Origin of the sequence: Kribbella sp. NPDC058693 (assembly GCF_042715335.1) — a bacterium.
In the GTDB taxonomy this organism is placed as follows: domain Bacteria; phylum Actinomycetota; class Actinomycetes; order Propionibacteriales; family Kribbellaceae; genus Kribbella; species Kribbella jiaozuonensis.
Window position 1 is genome coordinate 1,131,548 of sequence record NZ_JBHXSQ010000002.1, and the last position, 25,186, is coordinate 1,156,733.

Consider the following 25,186-nt stretch of genomic DNA (forward strand, 5'->3'; position numbering starts at 1 on the left):
CGTTCGCGCAGCCGCAGCCGTTCCCGCAGCCGCTCGCGCGGCTGACCCACCAGCCTGCCGCCGGGGCGCATCCCGGCGGCAGGCTTCACCTCTTTTATAGGAGACCGACCATGCTTGTCGATACCGCGACTGACGATGTGGACGGGCTGGCCGTCTGGGACTGGGCCGAAGGCTGCGAGCTGCCCGGCGGGACCTTCGCCATCGAGCGCCTCGGCGTCGGCCACCGGTGCGAGACCTGGCTGGTCTGGTCGGTCCGGCTCTGGGCGCCCGCCGTACTCAAGGCCGCACGCCCACACCAGATCCATCACCCCCGCGCGGTCAAGTCCCTCCGCCGCGAGACGACCGCGCTCGCCGGCAACCTGCACCCGGCCCTCCCACGCCTACTCGCCGACGGCACCGACGACCCGATCCCCCACATCCTCGTCGAGTACGTCGACGGCCCGACGCTGGCCGACGAGCTCGAGGACAACGGGCTCCTCACCGTCCCCGAGACAGCGAATCTCGGAGCCCAACTGCTCCCCGCCCTGATGGCTCTGCACTCTCGCGACCTGGCCCATCTGGATGTGAAGCCGGAAAACGTCGTACTGCGGGATAGTCGGCCGGTGCTGATCGACTTCGGCAGCAGCCGTCGGATCGGGAGCGAGCAGCCGGCCGGTCATCCGGTCGGGACTGAGGGGTACGCGTCCCCCGCGCAGGAGGCGTGCGAGCCGGTGTCCGCCGAGATGGACCTCTACAGCCTCGGCCGGACGCTCGCCGAGGCCTGTGGCGAGCTGCCCGACGGCCTTCGTTTCCTCCTTGACCCGCATCCGACGGCCCAGCGTGCACTCACCGCACTGGCCGATGCCGCCGGTGAGCTCCGGCCGTGGCCGGCCTGGCTCAGGGCATGAGGTCCATCGCCGGACGACCCTCCGGGAAGTAGATCGGCACCGATACCTGGTCGTGCACGATCTTCCACTCTCCGTCGAGCTTCTGCCACGCCGAGGTCCAGCGCAGCCAGTAGTCGATCTTGCCGCCGTTGCCCATGCTCGCGTTCATGTGGTTGAGACTGTAGACGACCGCGAGGCTGCCGTCGACGAGCACGGTCAGGTCCCGGGTCTCGTACTCGAGCGGCAGCTGGAAAACGGTGAAGACCTGGTCCCAGTTCGCCATCTTCTTCTCCGCGCCGAGGTGCCGCAGCGGCGCCTCGATGTCGAACGAGACGATGTTCGGAGCGAAGATCGTCCTCAGCGTCTCCAGGTCCCCGGTCCGGACAGCGTTCAGCAGGCTCTCGATACGCTCACGGATATCCACTTCGGCTACTGCATTGTCTGTGGTCATGATCGGTACGACGAGACAGCGGCGCGGACTGTCAGACCTCACAGTTCGCCGGGCTGTTCCGTCGTACGGGGTATGAACGAGGAGAGGACCGACATGAGCGAGCCCGGCCTGAGCGCGATCATGAGCGAGCGGCGGCAGCTGATCAACCTCGCCTACCGGCTGCTCGGGTCGCTGGCGGACGCGGAGGACGTGGTCCAGGAGACGTACGCCCGCTGGTACGCGATGACGCCGGCCGAGCAGCAGGCGATCGACAACCCGGCCGCGTGGCTGACCAAGGTCGCCAGCCGGATCTGCCTCGATCTGCTGCGCTCCGCCCGGTCCAGGCGCGAGCGGTACGTCGGTGAGTGGATCCCGGAGCCGCTCCCGGAGAGCACCGAGTGGCACACCGGTCAGCCCGGCGGTACCGCCGATCCGGCGGACCGGGTGACGCTGGACGAGTCCGTCAACATGGCGTTCCTCGTCGTACTCGACGCGATGACGCCGGCCGAGCGGGTCGCGTTCATCCTGCACGACGTCTTCCGGTACCCGTTCCCCGAGGTGGCCGAGATCGTCGGGCGTACTCCGGCGGCCTGCCGGCAGCTCGCTTCCTCTGCGCGACGGCGGATCCGCGACGCACAGCTCCCGGCCGCGCCGTCGGCACATCGGGCCGAGCTCATCCGCGAGTTCAAGCAGGCCTGGGAGGCGACCGACATCGCGAAGCTCGTCAGCCTGCTCGATCCCGATGTCACCGCGGTCGCCGATGGCGGTGGCATCGTGACGGCCGCACTCGAACCGGTGCACGGTGGCACCGACGTCGCGGAGTACTTCGCCAACCTGCCGGTGTTCATGCTCGGACGTGAGCTCATCGAGCGCACGGTCAACGGCCAGCCGGGTCTGGTGATCCAGTTCGAGGGTGTGATCGAGACCGTGATCGCCTTCGACGTGGACGACGATCACATCACGAACATCTGGGCGATCAGGAACCCGGAGAAACTAGGGCCCTGGACGAACTGACCAGCGTCATCACGGTCTCCTGCGCACAGGCCTTGTTCACGCCGATGCCGCCGCGAGCGCCGCGTTTGATCCAGCCCGCCACGTAGTGCCCGGGCCGGCCGACGACGGCGCCGCGGACGTTCGGCACGATCCCCCGCTCCGGGTCGAACGGCAGCCCGTCGACCGGCGTCCCCTCGAACCCGATCGCGGTAAACAGGTTGCCCGCAGCAATCGTCGTACCGTCGTCCAGCCTCAGCCCCTCGGACGTCCACGACGTCGGCCGCGCGTGATACCGCAGCTCGACCCGATCACCCGCCGCGGCAATCAACTCCCGCAACGCCGACTCCGTGTACGCCGCCTCCTCCGGCCCACGCCGCCCGAGCAACACAACCTCCTTCACCCCACTCGCCGCAAGCGTCCGCCTGACGTCCGCGGGCACGTCCAGCCGGTCCGCATCACTCAGCAGAATCCGCGCCACATCCAGCGCGACGTTCCCGTTGCCCACGATGACCGCCCGCGGCCCGACCAGCTCGACCAGCAACTGCGCATCCGGCCGACCGTTGCACCAGGCAACAAAATCCTCGGCAGTGCAGGCAGCGTCCTCGCCGTCGATCCCCAACCGCCGACTCCGGCGAGCGCCGACAGCATGAATCACCGCGTCGAACTGATCCGGCAGCTCAGCTGCATCGGTCCCCGGCAGCCAGCGCACTCGCTCATGCCGGACAATCCGTTCGAAGCTGCTGATGATCTGCTTCGTGCTCGGGTGATCCGGCGCAACGCCGTACCGCACCAAGCCGCCGACCTGCTCCAGCCGATCGACCAGCGTCACCTCGGCCGTTGTCCGCAGCAACAACTCCCGCGTCGCGTACATCCCGGCCGGCCCCGCTCCGACGACCAGCACTCGTCGCGGTCCACCGCCCCAGACCTGGTACGACGGCTCGCCCCAACTGTCGAGGTCCATCGCGTCCAGCGGCTCCTGCTCGGCGAAGTACGCCGCGTTCCGCTCGACATCCTCAGCCGCAGCCTGATCGGCCGGTTGAGCAGCGTCGACCGGACAGATGTCGGCACACGCCCCGCAGTCGATACACGTCCGCGGATCGATGAACAGACTTGCCCCGGTCCCGAACCCCGGCTCACCCGGCGACGGATGAATGCTGTTCATCGGACACACCGCGACACAACTCGCGTCCGAGCAGCACTCCCCCGAGATCGCGTAGCTCACAGCAGCCCGGTCCGCCGATACACCCGGGACGCGGCCGGCGTCAGCAGCCCGAGCGACCCGAGGAAGTCCATCAAGTTCGCACAGCTTGTCCGCAGCAACGACCGGTGATGCTCGTTCCGCCGCGCCTCACGGACGGCCCGATCCACGTCCAGACCGACGTTCGCATAGACCGCCGGACCGACCATGCTCGACACGATCATGTCCGCCGCGATCGCGATCACCAGCGCACTCACCCAACGCCGTCCACGACCGGCGCCGGCCAGCCGCTCCCGGGTCTCCTCGCGGGCGAACACCATGTGCCGCGACTCCTCGACCACATGGATGTGGTTGACCGTGCGCACCAACGGCTCGACCCGCCGGTCCCGCATCCAGTCGCGTTGCATCACGTCCAGGACCTCTTCAGCCACGAGGATCGCGGCGTACGCCGACTCGCCCGTGGCGACCGTCTTGAACATCCGCCCGAGCTCGCGTGCGAGCAATCGCGGCCGGTACGTCGGCTCGACCATCCGCTCGGTCGCCCGGGCGAACATGATCGAGTGCCGGCACTCGTCGGCGATCTCCGTCAGCGCCCACTGGAACTCGGCGCTCCGGGCCGGCTTGTCGTACACGTCCCGCAGTACCAACTGCTGCAGGATCAGCTCGAACCAGATCCCGGTGGTCGCGACCGACGCGGACTCGTGCCGGGTCAGCTCCCGCTGCTGTGCCTCGGTGAGCTCGTCCCAGTACGGCGTGCCGTAGAGCGTGCTCCACTCCGGCGACATCCCGTACCCGTCACCGATCGGCGCGTCCCAGTCGATCTCGGTCTCCGGATCCCGGGACAACCGGTCCGCCGACCCGAGCAACCGTTGAGCGGTCTCGTTCATCCGACACCTCCCGCGCGATATGACATCGTCTATGTAACATAGTCTCTGTCTAAACCGCACGCAAGAGGCGTCAGACGAAGCTGAACAGACTCTCTCCGGTGATCAACGGCTCGGGTACGCCGGCGAAGCGGTGCACGCCGACACCGAAGCCGGCGTCGCGGTCCGACAGCCAGATGCGTTCGAACCCGCGGGCCTCGAACCAGTCACAGATCGACGGCGCCAGGTCCGGGTCTTCCCGATGACGGGTCCAGATCACCGTCCCGCCGGTACGGCACAACTGCGGACTCGCGTCGACGGTCCGCCGGATGTCCTCCTCGGAGATGTTGCCGAAGATCCCGCACAACAGGACGAGCTCCGCCGGGACCAGGCCGACATACTGATCGGTCAGGGACGCGTCGCCGGTGACGACCTCCACCTGACCGAATTCCGCGGCGCGCTCGCGGGCGGATGCGGACAGCACCGGATCGAGCTCGACGAGTCTCGCCTGCACGTCCGCCCGACGCGGATGATCCGCGAGCACCTCGAGCAGATCCCTCCCTTGGCCGGCGCACAGGCTCACCACCGGCACCGGACCGGCCGGTGCCCGATCGAGCGCAGCGCGGACATGCTCCTGCACTGCCGCCAGCCGGCGGGACAGCTCGGATTTGGGGTCGTCGTACCGTTGATGCCATCGCTGCCAATCCATGGCGGGAACCTTAAACGGCACCACCGACAGCCGGGATTTCAGCGATCTGTAATCTCGCGGTGACAGAAGGACAGGAACTTCCGGGGTCGATGGATAGTTGTCTTTCCGGAGCCCGTGCACGATCAGAGGAGAGTCATGGCAAGGCGTGTCGAACAGAAGGCTGCGGCCCGGGAGCGGATCGCAGCGCAGCTCGCCGCGCAGCAGGCGGCGGAGCGACGGCGGCGCCTTCTGCTCGCGGTCGGTGCGGTCGTCCTGGTCATCGTGATCGTCGGCGGGCTGGTGGCGATCCGGCTGGTGGGCGGCGGCAAGAAGACGGCGACCGGTCCGACCGGCGCTGCCGACGCGGCTCTGATCACCGCGCTCTCCTCGATCCCGGAGTCGACGTTCTCGACGGTCGGCACCGAGGGTGTGAAGGCGGCGCCGTCCGCGATCGACGCGCCGGCGCTGACCGCGAACGGCAAGCCGAAGGTGCTCTACATCGGCGCCGAGTTCTGCCCGTTCTGCGCCGCCGAGCGCTGGCCCGTGACGGTCGCCCTGTCCCGGTTCGGGACCTTCAGCAACCTCGGTACGACGCACTCCGCGTCCGCGGACGAGTTCCCGAACACGCCGACGCTGTCGTTCCACGGCGCGACGTTCACGAGCCAGTACCTCGCCTTCACCGGCGTCGAGACGACGACGAACGAGCAGCAGGGCAACGGGTACAAGCCGCTCGACACCCCGGCCGCGGACGACGAGAAGACGTTCGAGACGTACAACAAGCCGCCGTACGTCTCGAGTGAAGGGTCGATCCCGTTCATCGACATCGGCGGCAAGTTCGTGTCGTCCGGTGCGACGTACAGCCCGCAGTTGCTGGCCGGAAAGACCCAGGCGCAGGTCGCGGATGCGCTCAAGGACCCGTCGAACGACATCGCCAAGGCGGTGATCGCCTCGGCCAACGTCTACACGGCCGCGATCTGCAAGATCACCAACAACCAGCCGGCCAACGTGTGCACCAGCTCCGCCGTCACCGCGGCAGCGTCGAAGCTCGGCGGCGGGAACAGCTGAGCGTGAGCGACACAGCACAGCGGTCCTCCCAGACGTCACTGGGCTGGATCCCATGGGCCACTTTGGTGGTGTCGATCGCAGGCCTCGCAGTGGCCGGGTACCTGACCTATGAGCACTTCACGGCGGGTACGACGCTCGCCTGCCCGGACACCGGTGTGGTGAACTGCGCGAAGGTCACCAGCAGTCAGTACTCGAAGGTCTTCGGGATCCCGGTCGCACTGCTCGGACTCGGCTTCTTCGTCGGCATGACGGCGCTGTCGGTGCCTCCGCTGTGGCGTACGTCGTCACCGTGGCCGGGCCGGCTGCGACTGGCCGCCGTACTCATCGGCGTCGTGTTCATCTGCTACCTGATCTGGGCGGAGCTGTTCCAGATCAACGCGATCTGCCTGTGGTGCACGGTCGTCCACGGCCTCACGCTGATCCTGTTCGCCCTCGTGATCATCCGGCAGGCGCTCATCCCGCCGGCATCATGAATTAGCGCCGCGAGGGGTACCGGGGCGCCATGAGCAAGGAACCCGGGGCCGAGAAATGGGTGCCGCACGACGGTGGGATGCGCAAGGTGCGTGCGACCCTCGGAGACTGCCGCGGGTGTGAGCTGTGGAAGGACGCCGAGCAGGCCGTCGCGGGTGAAGGGCCGGTTCGGTCGCGGATGATGTTCGTCGGCGAGACGCCCGGCGATCACGAGGACAAGGAAGGCCATGTCTTCGTCGGTCCCGCCGGGCGGCTGCTCGACCGGGCGCTGGACGAGGCGGGCATCAAGCGGTCGGACATCTACCTGACCAACGCGGTCAAGCACTTCCGGTTCGAACGCGAGGGCAAGCGGCGGATCCACAAGACGCCGTCCGCCGGGCAGATCACCGCCTGCCACCCATGGCTGGCGCGTGAACTCGAGATCGTGAAACCCGCGCTGGTCGTGATCATGGGAGCCGTCGCCGCACGCTCACTGCTCGGCCCGAGTTTCAAGGTGACGCAGCACCGCGGCGAGAAGGTGGAGCTGCCCGACGGCGGCACCGCGATCGCGACCGTCCATCCCTCTGCCGTGGTCCGCTCGCAGGACTTCACTCGCGATCTCGGTCTGTTCGTCGACGACCTCCGCGCCGCCGTCGCGCTACTCGACTAGCGCGGCGTCCATCGCCAGTCCCGGACCTCCGGCAGGTCCTCGCCGTACGTCGTGACGTATGCGTGGTGACGGGCGCGCTGGTCGGCGAAGTACTGCCGCGTCGACACCGCCCGGCTGCCGAGCGACGGGACGCGATCGATCACGTCCATCGCCAGGTGGTACCGGTCGAGGTTGTTGCGGACGACCATGTCGAACGGCGTGGTCGTCGTACCCTCCTCGAGGTAGCCGCGGACGTGCAGGTTGTCGTGCCCGTGCCGGCGGTAGGTGAGGCGATGGATCAGCCACGGATAGCCGTGGTACGCGAAGATCACCGGCTTGTCCGTGGTGAACAGCGCGTCGAACTCGGCGTCCGGCAGCCCGTGCGGATGCTCGCCCTCGGACTGCAGCCGCATCAGGTCGACGATGTTGATGACCCGGATCCGCAGGTCGGGAAGGTGTTCGCGGAGCAGGTCGACCGCGGCCAGCGTCTCCATCGTCGGTACGTCGCCGGCGCACGCCATCACCACATCCGGCTCGCCCTCGTCGTTGCTGGCGAACTCCCAGACGCCGACACCCCGCGCGCAGTGCAGCGCGGCCGCCTCCCAGTCCAGCCAGTTGGGTTGCGGTTGCTTGCCTGCGACAACGACGTTGATGTAGTTCCGGGTCCGCAGGCAGTGGTCCATCGTGGACAGCAGCGTGTTGGTGTCCGGCGGCAGGTAGACGCGGACGACCTCGGCCTTCTTGTTCACCACGTGGTCGATGAAGCCCGGGTCCTGGTGCGAGAAGCCGTTGTGGTCCTGGCGCCAGACGTGCGAGGTCAGCAGGTAGTTCAGCGACGGGATCGGCCGACGCCATTCCAGCCGGTTGATCGTCTTGAGCCATTTCGCGTGCTGGTTGACCATCGAGTCGACGATGTGGACGAACGCCTCGTACGACGAGAACAGTCCGTGCCGCCCGGTCAGCAGGTACCCCTCGAGCCAGCCCTGGCAGGTGTGCTCGCTGAGGATCTCCAGCACCCGGCCGTCGCGGGCGAGGTGGTTGTCGGTGTCGAGCAGGTCGGCCTGCCACTGCTTGCCGGTCGTCTCGTAGACCGCGGTCAGCCGGTTGGACTCGGTCTCGTCCGGGCCGAACAGTCGCAGATTGTCCGCGTTCAGCCGGAAGGCATCGCGCAGGAACTCGCCGAAGACCCGGGTCGGCTCCCCGTCCTCGGCCCCGGGAATCTTCACCGGTACGGCGTACTCGTCGACCGCCGGGAGCTCGAGATCACGGCTCAGCGCGCCACCGTTGGCATGCGGGTTCGACCCCATCCGCAGGTCCGGACCCGGCGCGAGCTCGACCAGCGCCGCGATCGGACGGCCGTAGTCGTCGAACAGCTCCTCGGGCCGGTAGCTGCGCATCCACGATTCCAGCTGGCGCAGGTGATCCTCGTTCGTCCGTACGCCGGACAGCGGGACCTGGTGCGCGCGCCACGTGTTCTCGACCGGCTCACCGTCGACAACCTGCGGACCCGTCCAGCCCTTCGGCGTACGCAGCACGATCATCGGCCACGCCGGTCGCGGCAGCGGCTCCGGCGCGGATCGTGCCTCGACCTGGATCTCGTCGATCCGGTCCATGCAGCGGTCGAGCGTGGCCGCCAGCGCCTGGTGTACCTCGGCCGGCTCCGATCCCTCGACGAGATACGGCTCGTACCCGTACCCCTGCAGTAGCGCGGACAGCTCCTCGTCGCCGATCCGCGCCAGCACCCGGGTTCGCGATCTTGTACCCGTTCAGATGCAGGATCGGCAGTACGGCGCCGTCCCGCACCGGATCGAGGAACTTGTTCGAGTGCCAGGACGCCGCGAGCGGACCAGTCTCCGCCTCGCCGTCGCCGACGACACACGCCACGACGAGCCCGGGGTTGTCCGCGGCGGCGCCGTACGCGTGACTGAGCGAGTAGCCGAGCTCGCCGCCCTCGTTGATCGACCCTGGCACGTCGGCGGCCACGTGACTCGGTACACCGCCGGGGAACGAGAACTGCTTGAACAGCCGGCCCATGCCGACCTCGTCCTGCGTGGTGTTCGGGTACGCCGCCGTCCAGCTGCCCTCGAGCCAGGTGTTCGCAACGAGCGCCGGGCCGCCGTGGCCGGGGCCGGTGACGAACAGGACCTCGCGGTCGCGTTGTCTGATCACGCGGTTGAAGTGCGCGTAGATCAGGTTGAGGCCGGGCGTCGTACCCCAGTGGCCGAGCAGCCGGGGCTTGATGTGCTCCGGCCGCAGCGGCTCACGGAGAAGTGGATTGGCGAGGAGATAGATCTGCCCGACGGACAGGTAGTTCGCTGCCCGCCAGTAGGCGTCGATGCCCTGCAGCTCGTCGTCGGTCAGTGGTCTGGTGTCGGTCTGCTGCACGGCTGGCTCCCCCAGCTAGCGGCCGACCGCCTTCGCGAGCTCGGCCTTCGTCATCTTCGAGCGACCCTTGACGTTCTTCTGCTTCGCCTCATTGTAGAGCTGCTCCTTGGTGCGGCCCTTGGAGCCAGTGTGCGAACGGAGCCCGCCGCGCCGGCCCGACGAGATGTCGTGCGTCGACGTGCGGCTCTTCTCCTTCGCCTCACCCGACCGCGCGCGTTCCTTGTTCACCGTCCGCGCCGCGATCTCCTCGGCGACGTCCTCGCTGCGGCCGCGCTTCTTCAGCCCGGACTTGATGTGCTCGTACTGCCGCTCCCGCTTCGGGCTCGATCCTGCAGGCATGTCGTTGCTCCCTTCACCCTTCCGCCCGGTACCCGACCCCGCTGCCCGCATTCACGCGCGTTTGGGTGTCCCGCGCGCGGACACCGGAAGCACATGCCAGCTGAGCTGCCGACAGCCTCGCTGGTCCGCAAGTTCCGCCGCAGCTACGGCGACGGTCCCCGGCGTGAGCTGAACGAGCATGCGCTCGGCAGTCATCAGCCGGTACACCAGCACGGTCACCGCATGCTCGAGGTCGTTCGCGACGAACTGGACGCGCTGAGTGCCCGGGCCGCAACGTCGTACTGCTGGCCACCAGCACCGCGGTCAGCCACGTCGCGGACCGCTACGACCTCGACGTCGACCCGACGACCCGCGCGAAACTCACCGGACCGATGCCCGCCACCTTCAACCACGCCACGATCCGTCTGGGCTTCTGGCGACGCTGAACGGGTTTCGGCCGCGCCGCAGCGGTCACCGGGAAGGTGAGCCGAAGGAGGAACAGGTGGCACAGGTCGTAGTGGTAACCGGAGCCAGTGGTGGGATCGGGCGGGCGACTGCGGTGGCGTTCGCGCGACGTGGGGCGCGGGTGGCGTTGCTCGCGCGGGGGGAGTCCGGTCTTGCGGCCGCCGTCCGCGACGTCGAGGAAGCGGGCGGTACGGCGCTGCCGATCGAGGTCGACGTCGCCGACTACGAGCAGGTCGAGGCCGCGGCGGGGACGGCCGAGAAGGAGCTCGGGCCGATCGACGTGTGGGTGAACGTCGCCTTCAGCTCGGTGTTCGCCCCGTTCCTGGAGATCGAGCCGAGCGAGTTCCGGCGGACGACGGACGTGACGTACCTCGGGTACGTGTACGGCACCCGCGCCGCGCTCGACCGGATGAAGCCACGCGATCACGGGACGATCGTCCAGGTCGGGTCGGCGCTGGCCTATCGCGGCATCCCGCTGCAATCGGCGTACTGCGGGGCGAAGCACGCGATCCAGGGGTTCCACGACTCGCTGCGCTGCGAACTGCTCCACGACAAGTCCAACGTGCACGCCACGATGGTGCAGATGCCCGCGGTCAACACCCCGCAGTTCTCGTGGGTGCTGTCCCGGCTCCCGAAGCATCCGCAACCGGTGCCGCCGATCTTCCAGCCGGAGGTCGCCGCGGACGCCGTCGTGTACGCCGCCGATCACCCGCACCGCCGCGAGTACTGGGTCGGTATGCCGACCGTCGCCACCATCGTCGCGAACAAGTTCGCCGCCGGTCTGCTGGACCGCTACCTCGCCCGGACCGGATACAAATCCCAGCAGGCCGACGAACCCGCCGAGAAGGCGGCCAACCTCTGGGAGCCGGCCGACGAGAACCGTGACTACGGCTCCCACGGCGCCTTCGACGACCGCTCCACCGCCCGCAGCTACCAGGTCTGGGCCTCACGCCACCGCGGCCTGGTCACCGGACTCGCCACCGGCGCCGCCGCGGCCGCGACCGTCTTCTTGACCCGCGGCCGGCGCTAGGAGGTCTGCGTGAAGATCGGATACATCCTCTCCAGCGAGGAGTACACGCCCGCCGAACTGATCGAGCACGCGCAGATGGCCGAGGAGGCCGGGTTCGACGGGTTGTGGATCAGTGACCACTTCCATCCGTGGAACGACGAGCAGGGCCAGAGCGCGTTCGTCTGGTCCACGATCGGCGCGATCTCCCAGGTGTGCGAGCTGCCGGTGACCACGGCGGTGACCTGCCCGACCGTGCGGATCCATCCGGCCGTGATCGCGCAGGCGGCCGCGACCAGCGCCGTACTGCTGAACGGCCGGTTCCGGCTCGGCGTCGGAACCGGCGAGGCGCTGAACGAGCACGTTCTCGGCTCGGTCTGGCCGACCGTCGACGTACGGCTGGAGATGCTCGAGGAAGCGGTCGAGATCATGCGCCGACTGTGGACCGAGGACGACTTCGTCAGCCACCACGGCAAGCACTACACCGTCGACACGGCCCGGATCTACACCCGGCCGCAGGAGCCATTGCCGATCTACATGTCCGGGTTCGGCCCCGAGGCGACCGACGTCGCGGCGCGGATCGCGGATGGGTATCTGACCACCTCGCCGGACCGGGAGCTGCTCCAGCGGTTCCGCGACCACGGCGGCAGCGACAAGCCCGCCCAGGCCGGCTTCAAGGTCAGCTACGCGCCGACCGAGGCCGAGGGCGTCGAGCAGGCCCACCGGATCTGGGCGAACTCCGGCCTCCCCGGCGAGCTCGCCCAGGTGCTGCCCTCACCCCGGCACTTCGAGCAGGCCAGCCAGCTGGTGACCAAGGAGGCCACGGCGCAGTCCGTCGCCTGCGGCCCGGAGGCCGACGTCCACGTCGACGCGTTCACGCCGTACCTGAAGGCGGGATTCGACGAGGTGTACGTCGCCAACATGGGGCCGCACACCGTCGACATGATGAACCTCTACCGCACCGAGATCCTCCCCGAACTCCGCCTCCGCAAGAACCATTCCGCTGAGTAACGAGACCGGGGTGGGTCCCGGTAGCGGTCGTTGGTGCTGACAGAGGGTAGGATGGGTTCTCGATCGCGCAATCAGGAGCGGTGAATTCTGAGCCGTGTTCCTGGGGGACCCTCTGGACGGCCCACTGCATGTCACAGCGTGGCGTCTCGTCGGCGGTTCGGTCCTTGTGCGGTCTGGCGTTCCGCCACGGCTCCGTCGTGGCATGACACAGGAGGAACAGTTGGCCCGACGAGGTCAGCGCCAGCCCGGCGCTACCCGTTCCGCTCCCCGTCGACGGCGTCGTGTCCGCGACGGTGAGTCAGACGGTCTGATCCAGGTCCTCGCACAGGCCGTGCGCGAGGTCGAGGGTGCCGTCACCCGCGGCGCGAGCAAACCGTCGACCCGGACGAAGTTCCAGGTCGTCGCGCTGCTGGTCCGCGAGGAGCGGGCCCGGGTGAACGGCGCGGAGTCGGCCACCGAGGCGTACCGCACCGAGCAGCTCCGGCGGCTCGACGGCATCGCCACGATCCTGGCGAAGACCGCCGCGCTGGACCCGACCCTGCTCGGCCTGCTCGCCGAGGACGCGGTCATCTCCGAAGCCGCGGCCGCCCTCAAGCGGCAGATGCTCGAGGACGCCGGTATGGAGCTGCCCGAGGAGCCCGAGCCGGTCCAGCCGGTCGCTCCCCCGGACACCCAGACCCGGCGCGTGGTGCCGCAGGCCGTCGTGTCCCGGCAGCTCGCCAACCCGTTCCTCGCTCCGGACTTCTCCAGCGCCCCGCCCCGCCCGGTCCATGCCAGCCGCCTGGCCGGCTGGGAGCTGATCGGGCCGCTGCTGAGGTCGTTCGAGCACGCCGGCGCCTCCGCGAGCATGAAGCTGCCCGACCCGACCTCCCTTCAGCTGGCCGGCGGGATCGACTCGCTGCGCCTGCGCGGTCTCGAGCTGATGCCGCACCAGGCCGGCGTGATCGCGGCCGCGGCCGCCGGGCACCGGACCTTCCTCCTCGCCGACGAGCCCGGCCTCGGCAAGACCGCCCAGGCCCTGCTCGCCGCCCAGGCGGCGGAGGCCTATCCGCTGCTCGCCGTCGTACCGAACGTCGTCAAGACGAACTGGGCGCGCGAGGCCAACCTGTGGACCCCCCGCCGTACGCCGACCGTCATCCACGGTGACGGCGACACGATCGACGGCTTCGCCGACATCGTCGTGGTCAACTACGAGGTCCTCGACCGGCACGTCGGCTGGCTCGGCGACCTCGGTTTCCGCGGCATGGTGGTCGACGAGGCGCACTTCATCAAGAACAAGAAGTCCCAGCGGTCACGCAACGTGCTCGACCTGTCGAACCGGATCCGCAACCGCACGGTCCGTCCGCTGCTGATGGCGCTGACCGGGACGCCGCTGATCAACTCGATCGAGGACTTCACCGCGATCTGGGAGTACCTCGGCTGGGTCGACGAGAAGGCGCCCCGCGCCGAGCTGATGGAGAAGCTCGACGACACCGACCTGACCCCGGCCGACCCGGGCTTCTCCGCCGCCGCGCGGGCGAGCGTCATCGACATGGGCATCGTCCGGCGCCGCAAGGTCGACGTGGCCGCGGACATCCCGGCCCGCCGGATCGCCGACCTGCCGGTCGAGCTGGACGGCGCCGTCGGCCGCTCGATCCGGGCCGCCGAGCGCGAGCTCGCCGACCGCCTCGTCGCGCGGTACAACACCGCGCTCGAGACCCGCCGCTCCGGCATCGTCGTGGACGGTATCGACCACGACCTGGTCCGCCAGGTGGCCGGCTGGGAGCGGGCCGAGATGGCGACGAAGAAGACCGGCGAGAACGTGTTCAGCCTGTTCCGCCGGATCGGTCAGGCCAAGGCCGGCCTGGCTGCGGACTACGCGGCCCAGCTGGCGCAGAACGTCGGCAAGGTGGTGTTCTTCGCCCGGCACATCGAGGTGATGGACGCCGCCGAGGAGCTGTTCGCCGAGCGCGGCATCCAGTTCTCGTCGATCCGCGGCGACCAGACGGCGCGGACCCGGCAGAAGAACATCGATGCCTTCGTCAACGATCCCGACGTCTCGATCGCGGTCTGCTCGCTGCTGACCGCAGGTGTCGGCCTGAACCTGCAGGTCGCCTCGAACGTCGTGCTCGCCGAGCTCTCGTGGACGAACGCCGAGCAGACGCAGGCGATCGACCGCGTGCACCGGATCGGTCAGGACGAGCCGGTCACCGCGTGGCGGATCATCGCCGCGCAGACGATCGACACCCGCATCGCCGACCTCATCGACGCCAAGGCCGGCCTCGCGGCCAAGGCCCTGGACGGCTCCGACGAGGAGGTTGGCGCCTCGGCCGACTTCCAGCTCGAGGCCCTGGCCGCCCTCCTCACGCAGGCCTTGGAAGCTGCTGCCTGATCTAGCCTGACAGCTCGCCCACCGGCAACTCGACATCCACCTTGTTGGTTGCCGGTGCGAGCGGGCAGGTCCATTCCGGGCTGTAGGCGCACGACGGGTTGTAGGCGAAGTTCAGATCGACGACGAGCCTGCCCGCCGGCAGGTCGCTGCCGAGGTCCGCACCCTTGACGGTGTCGATCAGGTAGCGGCCGCCGCCGTACGTCGATCTGCCGGCCAGCGCGTCCTTCAGCGGGACGAAGATGCCACCGCCGTACGACTCCAGCCACCACACGTCGAGGTCCCCGACGGCCGGCAGGTGCAGTACGCCGATCAGCGAGAACGGGATCACGCCGTCGGTGGCCGACTCGAACTCCCACCGATCCGGTTTCACGTCGGTGTCGATCACCGCGTCGAAGCGCAACTCCGGCCGGTACTCCCCGATCCGAGCACCGCCGTACGCCGCCCGTTCGTCGACCGGCACCGGCGAGGCGGGATGATGCCTGAGCAGGTCGTCGCGCCCGGCCTTCCACAGCGAGTGCCCCGCCGCCGGATCGGATTCGGCGCGGACGGATTGGTAGAGCGCGAACACGCGCCGGCGCCAGTCGGCGACAGCCAGTGCTGGCGATGCGAATTCCACAATGTCTCCCGTTAGCTCTTGAGGGCTTCGGCGGACTTGGCCCAGTTGCTGTGCAGGCGGTCCAGGTACGACTGCGCCTGCGAGCCGGCCTTGCGGCCGCGGGCGAAGATCCGCATGTTGCCGCCGCCGGCGTTGTAGCCGAGGGCAAGCAATTCGTCCTTGGTGTACAGGTCCGCGCGCTTGCTGGGCAGTCGTTTCGCGAGGTCGTGCAGGTGCCAGGCGGCGGCCTCGATCGCGAGCGCGGGGTTGTCCGGCAGCTCCTCCCACTTCCGCCTGGCGAAGTCGCGGCCGCGTTTGGTCTCGTCGAACGCCGGCCGGTGCATGTTCGCGATCCCGAACGCCGGATCGGAGTCGACCTCGGCCCACTCCCGTTCGAACTTCGGGTCGTGCGGCTTGTAGTCCTCGTTGTACAAGATTGCCATCAGCAACTGTGGGTTGATCCCCGCTTGCTTGGCGTAGCGGCGTACCTCGGGAGCGAACCGGGCCGGGTCGTAGTCGTCGTACCACGGCTTGGTGCTCGTCGGGGTGGGCGCGGGCTTCGGCTTGGTGACTGTCGGTTGGGTCTTCGGCGCCGACGTGGGCTTGGCGTCCTTGTCCGAGCAGGCGGCCCACACCCCGACCAGGAGGACCCCGACCGCCACCCATGACCAGCGCTTCGCCACCTGCACCTGACCAACTTATCCGTACGACGAAACCGGTCCGTCCGCGCAACGCAACTTTTGCAACAACTGCGCTGGGAGACGCGCCGAATCCCGCCTTCGCGCCGCATCATGTGAGCACGGCTGCCGGGTGGTCCGGAGGGGGACCACCCGGAACCCCGTGCCCGTTGCACCAGGGAGTCACCAGAATGACGATGCTCGATCCGAGCAAAGACAGTGCTGCCACGGCGTTCGCCCGTCTCGCCGTCGAGTTGCACGACGCTCCGGGGGTCGAGGAGACCGTCGACGCGGTCGTCCAGTTCGCCCTGCAGGCTCTCAACTGCACGTACGCCGGCATCGCCCTGTCCGTACGCGGTTCACGCCCGGAGATCGCGGCGGTGACCGACCCGGTCGTCGCCGAGGTCTACGAGCTCCAGATCGGCAATCAGAGCGGACCTCTGGTGACAGCGATGCGGGAGCGTCAACCGGTACTGATCCGCGACACGACCACCGATCAGCGCTGGCCGGAGTGGGCGGCGAAGGTCGCAACGCTCGGGGTCCGCAGCGTTCTCGACGTACCGCTGGCCACCGGCCACGTACGGAGTCCCAGCGTCGGTGTGATGGGCCTGTACAGCCCGGATCCGGACGCGTTCGCGGCTGATGACGAGGCGGTCGCGCACATTCTGGCCCGGCACGCGTCGGTGGCGCTCGCGTCGGCCCGCCACGAGGCCTCGATGGCGCAGGCGATCGATGCGCGGAAGCTCGTCGGTCAGGCGATGGGGATCCTGATGGAACGCTTCGACATCGACGCCGACCGGGCGTTCGCCGTACTGAAGCGCTACTCGCAGGACACGAACACCAAGCTGCGGGACGTCGCCGAACAGCTCATCAACACCCGCAAGCTCCCCTAGCGCGCCAGCGTGGTGCTCGGCAGCTCGCCGTACAGCTCGAGGTACGCCGCTGCCATCCGGCCGTGATGATGGAATCCCCACCGCGCGGCGATCTCGGCGACGGTGTGTCTGGTCGGGTCGGCGGCCTGCAGCTCCGAATGCACCTCGGCCAGCCGGAGGAGGCGCAGCTGGGCGAGCGGCGTCGTACCGAGGTGGCGCTGGAAGGCCGTCTGCACCGCCCGGACGGTCACCCCGGCCGCGGCTGCGATGTCGGCGATCGTGATGGGCTGGTCGAGATTCGACTCCATGAATGCCATCGCCCGCCGGACCGTGGGCGGACGGGCGTCGGGACCGTCACCGTCGGTCGTCGCGCTGTTCGGGAACGCGGCGAGAACGCTCGAGGCGAGCAACTGCGAGAGGGACGCGAGCACCAGCGGCGAAGTCCGTACGGCGGGGTTCGGCAGCACGTGGTCGACGTACGCGATCGTCTTGGACAGCTGATACGCCGCAGCGCGCGAATGCGGCCGGTGCGAGAGCAGCCGGACCGTCGCGTCGTCCTTCCGGCCGGCTCCGGTGACCTGGGCCAGCAGCACCGGATCGAACATCGTGATCGTGTACGTCGACCGGCGGATCGTCCCGGCGAACGGGCGGTCCGCGGGCGCGAACGAGACTAGGTCACCCGGCCGGAACTCGTCCTCCCAGCCGTCCGTGGCGTGGTCGGTGATACTGCCCGAGGTCACCTCGCACAGACAGATCTTCCCGAGCGGATCGGCGTCGTAGCTCATCTCGAAGCCGATCTCGATCCGGTCGATGCTGATCGAGTCCGCGGCCGCCCGGGAGATCCGGGTCCGGACGTCCGTCGCGCGGCCACCGATCTGCATCTTCGTGTAGGCGCGGTTGAGGAACTCCTCCGTCCTGGCGAGGTCCCGGCTCTCGAACAGCATCGATTCCATCGGCCCATAGTGCATGCCGTCCTGGCACTTCACCACACGCCCGTGCCCACGCATCAGCGGAAAGCGCTTGCTAGGGTGTTCGGGTGATCTACGAGCTGAACCACGTCGGCGGCCGGGTGCGGGATCTCGATGCGAGCCTGTCGTTCTACGACGGCCTCGGTGCGGAGGTGGTCGATCGGTTGTTCATGACCAGTTCGCGTGTTCATCGCGTGCATCTCCAGGTCGCCACGGGTCTGGTCGAGCTGCTCCACCACGAGGCGTCAGACCCGCAGGCGACGTACGGGCTGAATCATGTCGGCTTCATGACCGACGACCTCGACGGCGACTACGCCCGGCTGATGGCGCTCGGGTACGGCGAGATCTCGTCGCCGCGGGTCGCCGGCAGCGGTCAGGGCCGGCTGGCGTTCCTGTCCGATCCGAACGGCGTGCGGGTCGAGCTGTTGCAGCGCTCGGAGGAGTTCCGCGTCCCGCCGATCACGGCCGGGCCGGTGCACGGTCTGTCGTACGTCGCCTTGGCCGCGCCGGATCTCGACGCGGCGATCGAGTTCTACGGCACGCATCTGGGCATGGAACGCGTCGCCGACGACACGTTCCGGATCGGCGCGGACGCCGTCAAGCTCGTACCGCAGGCCGCGTCCTCGATCGACCACCTCGGCCTCACCGCCGCGGAGCCCGGCGCCGACACCCAGGACCCGGACGGCAACCGCGTGGTGTTCCTGCCCGCCGCCTAACCGCGCGCGACCCGCTCGACGACCGGCCGCCACGACTCGAGCGGCCCGACGTCGAGTCCGACGACCTTCCCGGCATCGTCCGCCCGTCGCAACGCGACTGCCGCGGCGAACTCGGGATCGCCGCGGAACACCTGGACCTCGTCTTCCGACATCGCTCCGCCCTGGGCGATGAGGGTGCGGCGACTCGATGCCGACAGCTGCCCCGCATGCACAGCGTCCGTCGCCACCAGATACCGCTTGGCGACCACATGGAGCTCGACGAGCCGAGCGACCCGCTCCCCCAGCAGATCTCGTACGGCGTCCGCGCCGTGCCGGCCATGACCCGCATCGTCACCCGGCCGGAGCAGGTGCCCGATGTCGTGCACGAGCCCGGCGACCTGGAGCTCCTCGTCGTCGGGGAAGTCGCGGCGCAACAACTCGGCGCACTGGCGGTCGTGGTCGAGGATGTCGACCGGATCACCGCTGCGGTCGGGCATGTCCCACGCGTCCTCGCAGTCCGCGAGCAGGTTCATCAGGTCATCGACGGTTCTGATCGACATGCCGGGCAGACTAGGCAGGCCAGGTGAACGTCCGCCCTTAGCCTTGGGCAATGTTCGACTACGACGCGGAGATGCGGTTCTATCGCCCGCGGTTCCGCGCGGCGTGCGGCGTCCGCGACGGGGATCGGGTGCTCGACGTCGGGTGTGGCGGCGGCCAGACGACGCGCGATGCGGCGGCTGATGCTGCGCACGTGCTCGGTGTCGACGTTTCCGAGCGGATGCTTGAGCACGCCCGACGGCAGCCGCTTCCGAACGTGGACTACCTGCTGGCCGACGCCGCGACGTACGCCTTCGAGCCGTCGTTCGACCTGTGCATCAGCCGGTTCGGGGTGATGTTCTTCGAGGATCTGGTCGGCGCGTTCACCAACCTGCGGCGGGCGCTCCGGCCGGGCGGTCGGCTGGTGGTGCTGGTCTGGCAGCCGCGGGCGGAGAACGAGTGGGCGCGGGTGATTCCGGAGGTGATCGGCGGGGCGTACCGCGACGAGTCGGCGTTCGCGCTCGGCTCGGAGGACGTGACGCGGGACATCCTGACGTCTGCAGGGTTCGCTGATCCGACGTTCACGGCTGTGCATGAGTTGCTCTACTACGGTCCCGACGTGGAGACGGCGTACGACAACGTCCTCAGGCTTCGCGAGCCTCAAGCGCTCCTCGCGGAGCTCGACGCGGCCGCCGCTGAGAGGGCCCAGACCGCCCTTCGCGAGATGCTCGCCGCACATCAGACCGGCTCGGGTGTGCACTTCGAGTCCTCCGCCTGGATTGTGACGGGGGTCACATAATGAGGTGTCGCATCGCGGCTGCCCGGCTCGACGCAGAGGCATAACCAACCGATCAAGGAGCATCAGATGCGTACCCTCATCACCACCGCGTTCGTCTCTCTCGATGGTGTCATCGAGGGTCCGGGCGGCGAGCCGGGCTACCGGAACTCGGGCTGGACCTTCAAGGGCATCCCGTTCGACGAAGCGGCCTACGAGCTCAAGGGCACCGAGCAGACCGAGGCGACCGCGCTGATGGTCGGCCGGGTCAGCTACCAGGCGTTCTCGCCGGTCTGGCCGGGGATGGTCGAGGAATTCGCCGGCTACAACGCGATGCCGAAGTACGTCGTGTCGTCCACGCTGCAGGACAGCGACCTGGTGACGAACTGGGGCGAGACCACGATCCTGCGGTCACTCGACGACGTCGCCGCGCTGAAGGAGACCGAGGGCGGCCCGATCATCGTCCACGGCAGCGCCACCCTCAACCGCAACCTCTCCGACGCCGGCCTCATAGACCGCTACAACCTCCTCGTCTTCCCGGTCCTCCTCGGCGCCGGCAAGCGCCTGTTCAGCGACACCGACCGCGACAAACTGGCCCTGACCCTCAAGGACAGCGCCTCCTACCCCAACGGCATCCAGAAACTCGTATACGACGTCAACAACTGACCGCTGTACTACGGTTCCGTCATGGGGACGCCTGAGGACTACCTGCGGCGGGCTGATTCGGTGCTCGCCGGTGTGATCGACGACGTGGTTCAGGCTGTTGGCGTGCCGTTGTCGGAGAGCCGGGATACCGGTGTGCCCGATCTGCCCTCCGAGCATTACGGCGTGCTGGTGCGGGCCATCGTCGGGCAGAACATCTCGAACATCTCCGCTCGGGCCATCTACGGACGGATCGTCGAGCGGTACGGCGGACACGCGCCGGCGCCGGAGGAGCTGCTCGCGGACGAACCTGACGCGCTGCGGACCGCGGTGGGGTTGTCGCACGCGAAGACCGCTTCGCTTCGGTCGCTGGCCGAGCACGTGATCTCGGGTGAACTCGAGCTGGAGCGGCTGCCGGATCTGCCGGACGACGAGGTGGTCGCCCAGCTGACCGCGATCAAAGGGATCGGACGGTGGACGGCGGAGATCTTCCTGATCTTCCACCTGCTCCGGCCGGACGTGCTCGCGGTCGGGGATCTCGAGATCCGGCGGACCGTCGAAACGGCGTACGGGCTGCCCGAGATCCCGAAGCCGGCCGACGTCGAGAAGCTGGGCGAGGTGTGGCGGCCGCAGCGGACGCTGGCGGGGCTGTACCTCTGGCGCTGGCGGGCGGTCCAGCGGGGCGAGGCATGATGTGTCCGTGAGGGACATCGTCGCGCTCGCTCGCGAGTGGCTGGGGTACGAGTCGCTGCGGCCGGGGCAGGAGGATGCCGTCCGGGCGGTGCTGGACGGGCGGGACACGTTGGCCGTGCTCGCAACCGGGACCGGGAAGACGGCGATCTATCAGCTCGCGGGCCTCGCTCTCGGTGGGGTGACCGTGGTGGTCAGTCCGCTGGTGGCATTGCAGCGGGATCAGCTGCGGGCGTTGGCGAAGCATCCTGCCGGTGTGGAGGTTGCCGAGCTGAATGCGTCCGATCGGGCCGGCGGGCGGGCGGCTCGTGAGCTGCTGATGGACGGGCGGCCGGGGTTCGTGCTGATGTCGCCCGAGCAGTTGACGCATGCCGACGTACTCGAGCTGTTGGCGAAGTCCAGGCCGCGGTTGCTTGCGGTGGACGAGGCACATCTGGTCAGTGAGTGGGGCGAGGACTTCCGGCCCGATTACCTCCGGCTGGCCACGGCGATCCAGGCGATGGGCCGGCCGCCGGTGCTCGCGCTGACCGCGACGGCTGCTCCGCCGGTGCGCAAGCAGATCGTGCACCGGCTCGAGATGGACGACCCCGCTGTTGTCGTCGGCGGTTTCGACCGGCCGAATCTCAACCTCGCTGTGTTTCCCTTCGCCGACGACGACACCAAGAACCGCCGGCTGCTCAGCCACGTCCGATCGTCCCGCGGCCCGGGCATCGTGTACGTCGCCACGCACCGGCACGCCGAGGATCTGGCGTCGGACCTCAACACCGCCGGCGTATCCGCGCAGGCCTACCACGCCGGGCTGTCGGCCAAGCAGCGCCGCGAGGTCCAGGACACGTTCCTGGCCGGCGACTGCCGGGTGGTCGTGGCGACGATCGCGTTCGGGATGGGGATCGACAAGCCCGACATCCGCTGGGTCAGTCATGCCGAGGTGCCGGGCTCGATCGACGCGTACTACCAGGAGATCGGCCGCGCAGGTCGCGACGGCGAACCGGCCGATATCGAGCTGTTCTTCCGGCACGCCGACCTCGGCCTGAACCGCTTCTTCGCCTCCGGCGGTGTCACCGACGAGGATCTCCTCGCCGTCGCGAGCGCCATCGCCGAGCACCGGCCGGCCACCATCGCCGACCTGACCGCTGCGACCAACCTGAGCGCGGCGCGCGTCGAGCGCGCCCTCGGCCGGCTGACCGACGCGCGGGTCGTTGCCATCGGCCACCAGTTCCACCTGGCTCGGCGGGTCGACGTCGACAAGGCCGTCGCTGCTGCGTCGGCCGTCGAGCACGATCGGCGTGAGGTCGCTCGGTCGCGGGTCGAGATGATGTCGACGTACGCGGAGTACGGCGGGTGCCGGCGCGAGTGGTTGCTGAGCTACTTCGGCGAGCACTACGAGGGGCCGTGCGGCAACTGCGACAACGATCTGGCCGGCCGTACGGCGGCGCCACCGGAGGAGGAGCCGTTCCCGATCGGCAGCCGGGTCAAGCACCGGACGTTCGGCGGCGGACTGGTCGAGCACTACGACGGTACGACGATGACCGTCCTGTTCGATCGCGTCGGCTACAAGGAACTCCGTACTGCGTTCATGATCCACAACCAGCTGCTGGAGGCCGAGTGATCGACGTACGTCCGGCCACTGTCTTCGAGGACGTCCGCTCTGTCATCGGGCCCAAGAAACCCACCTCCACGGTCTGCTTCTGCCTGAGCTACCGCATCCCGTCCAAGCTGAACAACAGCCTCCGCGGCCCGGAGCGCAGCGAGTACGTCGAGACGCTCTGCAAGGAGAAGCCCGCGCCCGGAGTCCTCGCGTACGACGGGGACACGCCCGTCGGCTGGGCCGCGATCGCCCCGCGCGCAGCGACGAGCTTCGCCCGCAACCGGAAGATCCCGCACGTCGACGATCTCCCGGTGTGGTCCCTGTGGTGCATCCGGGTTCGCCCCGGGCATCGCGGTCAGGGCATCTCCCACGCACTGATCGCCGGCGCCGTCGACTTCGCCCGTACGAACGACGCCCCGGTCGTCGAGGCCTATCCCCTCGACAGCGGCGACACCAAGGTCGACCTGACGATGGCGTACGCCGGCCTCCGCAAGAACTTCGAACAGGCCGGCTTCACCAAGTCCGCCGACACCACCTCGACCTTGGCAGGCCACCCCCGCATCCTGATGCGCCTCGACCTCCGCTGAGCGCTAGGCCGAGCTGAAGCGCTGTTCGACGGCGTCGAGGAAGCCTTCGACCTCGCGGTAGGTGTCGGAGCTGTAGACGCCGATGCTGCGCTCGGTCCCGAGAGCTTCGCGCATCGCGTCCAGGTAGCGGTTCTGGATGATCGTCATCTGGTCGCGGTGGTCCGGCTTGGTTTCCAGGAGTTGCCGGCTGCCGGAGACCAGGCGGGGCACGATCCGGTCCTTCAGCGTGCTGGCCACGACCGGATCGAGTGCCTCGCCGTCGACGGTCTGCTGATCGAGCGGGCCGACGGCGTCGATCGCCGCCTCGCCGATCTGGCGCATCAGCGCCTGGACCGAGTCGCGCTTGTCCTCGGCGCTCTCCGAACTGAACCGCATCCGCGCGATCACCGCGGGCAGCGAGAGTCCGAACAGCACGAGCGTGATCAGCGCGACGACGAACGCGGCGAGTACGACGGTCGCGCGGTGCGGCGTACCGGCCGGGATGGTCTGGGCGGCCGCAACCGTGACGACACCACGCATCCCGGCCCAGGCCAGCACCACGAGACCGCGGCCGGTGATCGGCTCCCGCTCCTCGAAGTCCACGTCCGCCTGACTGCGCGCGAGCCGCTTCCGAGCCCAGGCGAGACGGGTCTCCTCGCGCTCCCCCGACGGCTCCATCGAGTCGAGATGTTCCTCCATCTGGCTCAGCCTGGCCCGGAGCTGGTCACTGCGCTCACTCGAGCCGATCCGCCCGATCAGCGCCGGCCAGGCGAGCCCGATGAACCGCAGTACGACCAGCAGGCCGACCACCAGCAGGACGAGCCCCGCGATCTCGCCGGCGGTCGTCTCGGCGCGGGCGTCGTCGACGAGCTGCGGCAGCTCGTAGCCCATCGCGAGGAAGACGCCGCTCTCCAGGATGAAGCTGATCGTCGTCCAGGTGGTGGCCTGGGTCTGCCGGTCGCGGGCGCTGAACTTCCGGCTGCCGAGTGCGCCGGTGAGCAGGCCTGCGATGACGACCGCGAGTACGCCGGACGCGTGCAGCTCCTCGGCCGGGAAGTAGGCGAGGAACGGTACGGCGAACGAGATCGTGGTGTTCAGCACCGGATCGTCGAGGCGGTGCCGGAGCCGCGCCGTGAGTACGCCGACGACCAGCCCGATCAGGATCGCGCCGACGACGGCCCAGGCGAAGTCGAGGACGGTGTCGCCGAGGCTGAAGTGGGTGGTGACGGCGAGCGCGGCGACCGCCGTACGCAGCACGACGAGCGCCGACGCGTCGTTGACGAGGCTCTCCCCCTCCAGCACGGTCATCAGCCGTGGCGGCAGCCCGACCCGGTGGCCGATCGCGGTTGCCGCGACTGCGTCGGTCGGGCTCACCACGGCGCCGAGCGCGGTCGCCAGCGCGAACGAGATGCTCGGGAACAGCGCGTGCACGAGCGCCCCGATCACCAGCGCCGACACGATCACCATCACGACCGACAACCACGAGATCAGCCCGAAGTTCCGCCGTACGTCGAGAACCGGCAACTGGACCGCCGACGCGTACAGCAGCGGCGGCAGCACGCCCGCGAGGATGATCTCCGGCTCGATGTGGATCACCGGCGTACCCGGCAGGTAGCTCGCCCCGATCCCCAACGCGACCAGCAACAGCGGCGCCGCGACACCCGTCCGCCGCGCAAACACCGACGCCGCAATCATGATCGCAAGCCCAACACCGGCAATCAGAACGAACTGATGATCCACCCGACGACCTTAAAGCGTTTTCATCGCGCCCAGTGGGAGGACCAGGGACTCCCACTGGTGTCATTGCCGCTTCCAGGCGGCAG

General features: G+C 68.8%; 26 protein-coding genes and 1 pseudogene. 15 read left to right on the plus strand and 12 right to left on the minus strand.

Annotated elements, in window-relative coordinates; genetic code table 11:
* Positions 1 to 110 precede the first annotated feature (110 nt).
* Positions 111 to 887, plus strand: coding sequence for a serine/threonine-protein kinase (locus tag ACFWUU_RS15035; RefSeq protein WP_380175972.1), 777 nt, complete (start codon positions 111 to 113; stop codon positions 885 to 887).
* On the opposite strand, the gene ACFWUU_RS15040 is transcribed toward ACFWUU_RS15035, so the two are convergent.
* Complete coding sequence (locus ACFWUU_RS15040) at positions 877 to 1,317, minus strand: YybH family protein (protein ID WP_380175974.1); 441 nt, start codon at positions 1,315 to 1,317, stop codon at positions 877 to 879. The two genes, ACFWUU_RS15035 and ACFWUU_RS15040, sit on opposite strands and share 11 nt — an antisense overlap.
* 93 nt (positions 1,318 to 1,410) lie before the next feature.
* Between ACFWUU_RS15040 and sigJ the strand changes: the two genes are divergently transcribed.
* Positions 1,411 to 2,310, plus strand: a complete 900-nt coding sequence (sigJ, locus tag ACFWUU_RS15045) for an RNA polymerase sigma factor SigJ (protein WP_137255218.1) — start codon at positions 1,411 to 1,413, stop codon at positions 2,308 to 2,310.
* Here sigJ and ACFWUU_RS15050 read toward each other — a convergent pair.
* From ACFWUU_RS15050 to ACFWUU_RS15060, 3 genes are all read right to left on the minus strand, one after another.
* The gene (locus tag ACFWUU_RS15050) at positions 2,273 to 3,511 is read right to left on the minus strand and encodes an FAD-dependent oxidoreductase (RefSeq protein WP_380175976.1); all 1,239 of its coding nucleotides are present in this window, start codon (positions 3,509 to 3,511) and stop codon (positions 2,273 to 2,275) included. The genes sigJ and ACFWUU_RS15050 overlap by 38 nt on opposite strands.
* Entirely contained in the window at positions 3,508 to 4,374 is an 867-nt protein-coding gene (locus tag ACFWUU_RS15055) for a diiron oxygenase (RefSeq protein WP_380175978.1), read from the minus strand. Before ACFWUU_RS15055 ends, ACFWUU_RS15050 begins: the two co-directional genes overlap by 4 nt.
* 70 nt (positions 4,375 to 4,444) lie before the next feature.
* The gene (locus ACFWUU_RS15060) at positions 4,445 to 5,059 is read right to left on the minus strand and encodes an SAM-dependent methyltransferase (RefSeq protein WP_380175980.1); all 615 of its coding nucleotides are present in this window, start codon (positions 5,057 to 5,059) and stop codon (positions 4,445 to 4,447) included.
* Positions 5,060 to 5,194: 135 nt separating this feature from the next.
* Here ACFWUU_RS15060 and ACFWUU_RS15065 point away from each other — a divergent pair, with 135 nt between their 5' ends.
* The 3 genes from ACFWUU_RS15065 to ACFWUU_RS15075 are packed head-to-tail and all read left to right on the plus strand — an operon-like array spanning position 5,195 to position 7,223.
* A complete protein-coding gene (locus ACFWUU_RS15065) occupies positions 5,195 to 6,103 on the plus strand; it encodes a DUF929 family protein (protein ID WP_380175982.1) in 909 nt (302 codons plus the stop codon).
* 2 nt (positions 6,104 to 6,105) lie between these two features.
* Positions 6,106 to 6,576, plus strand: a complete 471-nt coding sequence (locus tag ACFWUU_RS15070) for a vitamin K epoxide reductase family protein (protein WP_233714779.1) — start codon at positions 6,106 to 6,108, stop codon at positions 6,574 to 6,576.
* A gap of 29 nt (positions 6,577 to 6,605) precedes the next feature.
* Positions 6,606 to 7,223, plus strand: coding sequence for a UdgX family uracil-DNA binding protein (locus ACFWUU_RS15075; RefSeq protein WP_380175984.1), 618 nt, complete (start codon positions 6,606 to 6,608; stop codon positions 7,221 to 7,223).
* On the opposite strand, the pseudogene ACFWUU_RS15080 reads toward ACFWUU_RS15075, so the two are convergent.
* The 3 genes and pseudogenes from ACFWUU_RS15080 to ACFWUU_RS15090 all read right to left on the minus strand — a co-directional run bounded on the left by ACFWUU_RS15080 (position 7,220) and on the right by ACFWUU_RS15090 (position 10,318).
* Positions 7,220 to 9,587, minus strand: a pseudogene (locus tag ACFWUU_RS15080) (phosphoketolase). The gene ACFWUU_RS15075 and the pseudogene ACFWUU_RS15080 sit on opposite strands and share 4 nt — an antisense overlap.
* Before the next feature lie 15 nt (positions 9,588 to 9,602).
* Positions 9,603 to 9,926, minus strand: coding sequence for a plasmid stabilization protein (locus ACFWUU_RS15085; protein ID WP_380175986.1), 324 nt, complete (start codon positions 9,924 to 9,926; stop codon positions 9,603 to 9,605).
* Positions 9,927 to 10,141: 215 nt separating this feature from the next.
* Entirely contained in the window at positions 10,142 to 10,318 is a 177-nt protein-coding gene (locus ACFWUU_RS15090; RefSeq protein ID WP_380175987.1) for a hypothetical protein, read from the minus strand.
* An 89-nt stretch (positions 10,319 to 10,407) separates the two neighbouring features.
* On the opposite strand from ACFWUU_RS15090, the gene ACFWUU_RS15095 reads away from it, so the two are divergent.
* The 3 genes from ACFWUU_RS15095 (at position 10,408) to ACFWUU_RS15105 (ending at position 14,758) form a co-directional block, all read left to right on the plus strand.
* A complete protein-coding gene (locus ACFWUU_RS15095; protein WP_380175991.1) occupies positions 10,408 to 11,400 on the plus strand; it encodes an SDR family oxidoreductase in 993 nt (330 codons plus the stop codon).
* A 9-nt stretch (positions 11,401 to 11,409) separates the two neighbouring features.
* A complete protein-coding gene (locus ACFWUU_RS15100) occupies positions 11,410 to 12,387 on the plus strand; it encodes a TIGR03557 family F420-dependent LLM class oxidoreductase (protein WP_380175993.1) in 978 nt (325 codons plus the stop codon).
* Positions 12,388 to 12,589: 202 nt separating this feature from the next.
* Positions 12,590 to 14,758, plus strand: coding sequence for a DEAD/DEAH box helicase (locus ACFWUU_RS15105; RefSeq protein ID WP_380175995.1), 2,169 nt, complete (start codon positions 12,590 to 12,592; stop codon positions 14,756 to 14,758).
* Between the two features lies 1 nt (position 14,759).
* On the opposite strand, the gene ACFWUU_RS15110 is transcribed toward ACFWUU_RS15105, so the two are convergent.
* Both ACFWUU_RS15110 and ACFWUU_RS15115 read right to left on the minus strand, forming a co-directional pair.
* On the minus strand, positions 14,760 to 15,374 hold the full coding sequence (locus tag ACFWUU_RS15110) for a DUF1684 domain-containing protein (RefSeq protein ID WP_380175997.1): 615 nt from the start codon (positions 15,372 to 15,374) through the stop codon (positions 14,760 to 14,762).
* 11 nt (positions 15,375 to 15,385) lie between these two features.
* The gene (locus ACFWUU_RS15115; protein WP_380175999.1) at positions 15,386 to 16,042 is read right to left on the minus strand and encodes a transglycosylase SLT domain-containing protein; all 657 of its coding nucleotides are present in this window, start codon (positions 16,040 to 16,042) and stop codon (positions 15,386 to 15,388) included.
* A gap of 179 nt (positions 16,043 to 16,221) precedes the next feature.
* Here ACFWUU_RS15115 and ACFWUU_RS15120 point away from each other — a divergent pair, with 179 nt between their 5' ends.
* Complete coding sequence (locus ACFWUU_RS15120) at positions 16,222 to 16,923, plus strand: GAF and ANTAR domain-containing protein (RefSeq protein ID WP_137255209.1); 702 nt, start codon at positions 16,222 to 16,224, stop codon at positions 16,921 to 16,923.
* Here ACFWUU_RS15120 and ACFWUU_RS15125 read toward each other — a convergent pair.
* Positions 16,920 to 17,855: a helix-turn-helix domain-containing protein gene (locus tag ACFWUU_RS15125; protein WP_380176001.1), complete on the minus strand. Its 936-nt coding sequence runs from the start codon at positions 17,853 to 17,855 to the stop codon at positions 16,920 to 16,922. The genes ACFWUU_RS15120 and ACFWUU_RS15125 overlap by 4 nt on opposite strands.
* An 83-nt stretch (positions 17,856 to 17,938) precedes the next feature.
* Here ACFWUU_RS15125 and ACFWUU_RS15130 point away from each other — a divergent pair, with 83 nt between their 5' ends.
* Positions 17,939 to 18,586, plus strand: a complete 648-nt coding sequence (locus tag ACFWUU_RS15130) for a VOC family protein (RefSeq protein ID WP_380176003.1) — start codon at positions 17,939 to 17,941, stop codon at positions 18,584 to 18,586.
* Here ACFWUU_RS15130 and ACFWUU_RS15135 read toward each other — a convergent pair.
* A complete protein-coding gene (locus ACFWUU_RS15135) occupies positions 18,583 to 19,125 on the minus strand; it encodes an HD domain-containing protein (RefSeq protein ID WP_380176005.1) in 543 nt (180 codons plus the stop codon). The genes ACFWUU_RS15130 and ACFWUU_RS15135 overlap by 4 nt on opposite strands.
* Before the next feature lie 50 nt (positions 19,126 to 19,175).
* Between ACFWUU_RS15135 and ACFWUU_RS15140 the strand changes: the two genes are divergently transcribed.
* The 5 genes from ACFWUU_RS15140 to ACFWUU_RS15160 all read left to right on the plus strand — a co-directional run bounded on the left by ACFWUU_RS15140 (position 19,176) and on the right by ACFWUU_RS15160 (position 23,384).
* Positions 19,176 to 19,901, plus strand: coding sequence for a class I SAM-dependent methyltransferase (locus tag ACFWUU_RS15140; protein WP_380176007.1), 726 nt, complete (start codon positions 19,176 to 19,178; stop codon positions 19,899 to 19,901).
* 66 nt (positions 19,902 to 19,967) lie between these two features.
* Positions 19,968 to 20,543 (plus strand): dihydrofolate reductase family protein, encoded by a 576-nt coding sequence (locus ACFWUU_RS15145; RefSeq protein ID WP_137255204.1) that lies wholly within the window; start codon positions 19,968 to 19,970, stop codon positions 20,541 to 20,543.
* 21 nt (positions 20,544 to 20,564) lie between these two features.
* Entirely contained in the window at positions 20,565 to 21,212 is a 648-nt protein-coding gene (locus tag ACFWUU_RS15150; RefSeq protein WP_380176009.1) for a DNA-3-methyladenine glycosylase family protein, read from the plus strand.
* A gap of 7 nt (positions 21,213 to 21,219) precedes the next feature.
* Entirely contained in the window at positions 21,220 to 22,818 is a 1,599-nt protein-coding gene (locus ACFWUU_RS15155) for a RecQ family ATP-dependent DNA helicase (RefSeq protein WP_380176012.1), read from the plus strand.
* Positions 22,815 to 23,384, plus strand: coding sequence for a GNAT family N-acetyltransferase (locus tag ACFWUU_RS15160; protein WP_380176015.1), 570 nt, complete (start codon positions 22,815 to 22,817; stop codon positions 23,382 to 23,384). Before ACFWUU_RS15155 ends, ACFWUU_RS15160 begins: the two co-directional genes overlap by 4 nt.
* A 3-nt stretch (positions 23,385 to 23,387) precedes the next feature.
* On the opposite strand, the gene ACFWUU_RS15165 is transcribed toward ACFWUU_RS15160, so the two are convergent.
* On the minus strand, positions 23,388 to 25,103 hold the full coding sequence (locus ACFWUU_RS15165; RefSeq protein ID WP_380176017.1) for a cation:proton antiporter: 1,716 nt from the start codon (positions 25,101 to 25,103) through the stop codon (positions 23,388 to 23,390).
* Between the last annotated feature and the right edge of the window lie 83 nt (positions 25,104 to 25,186).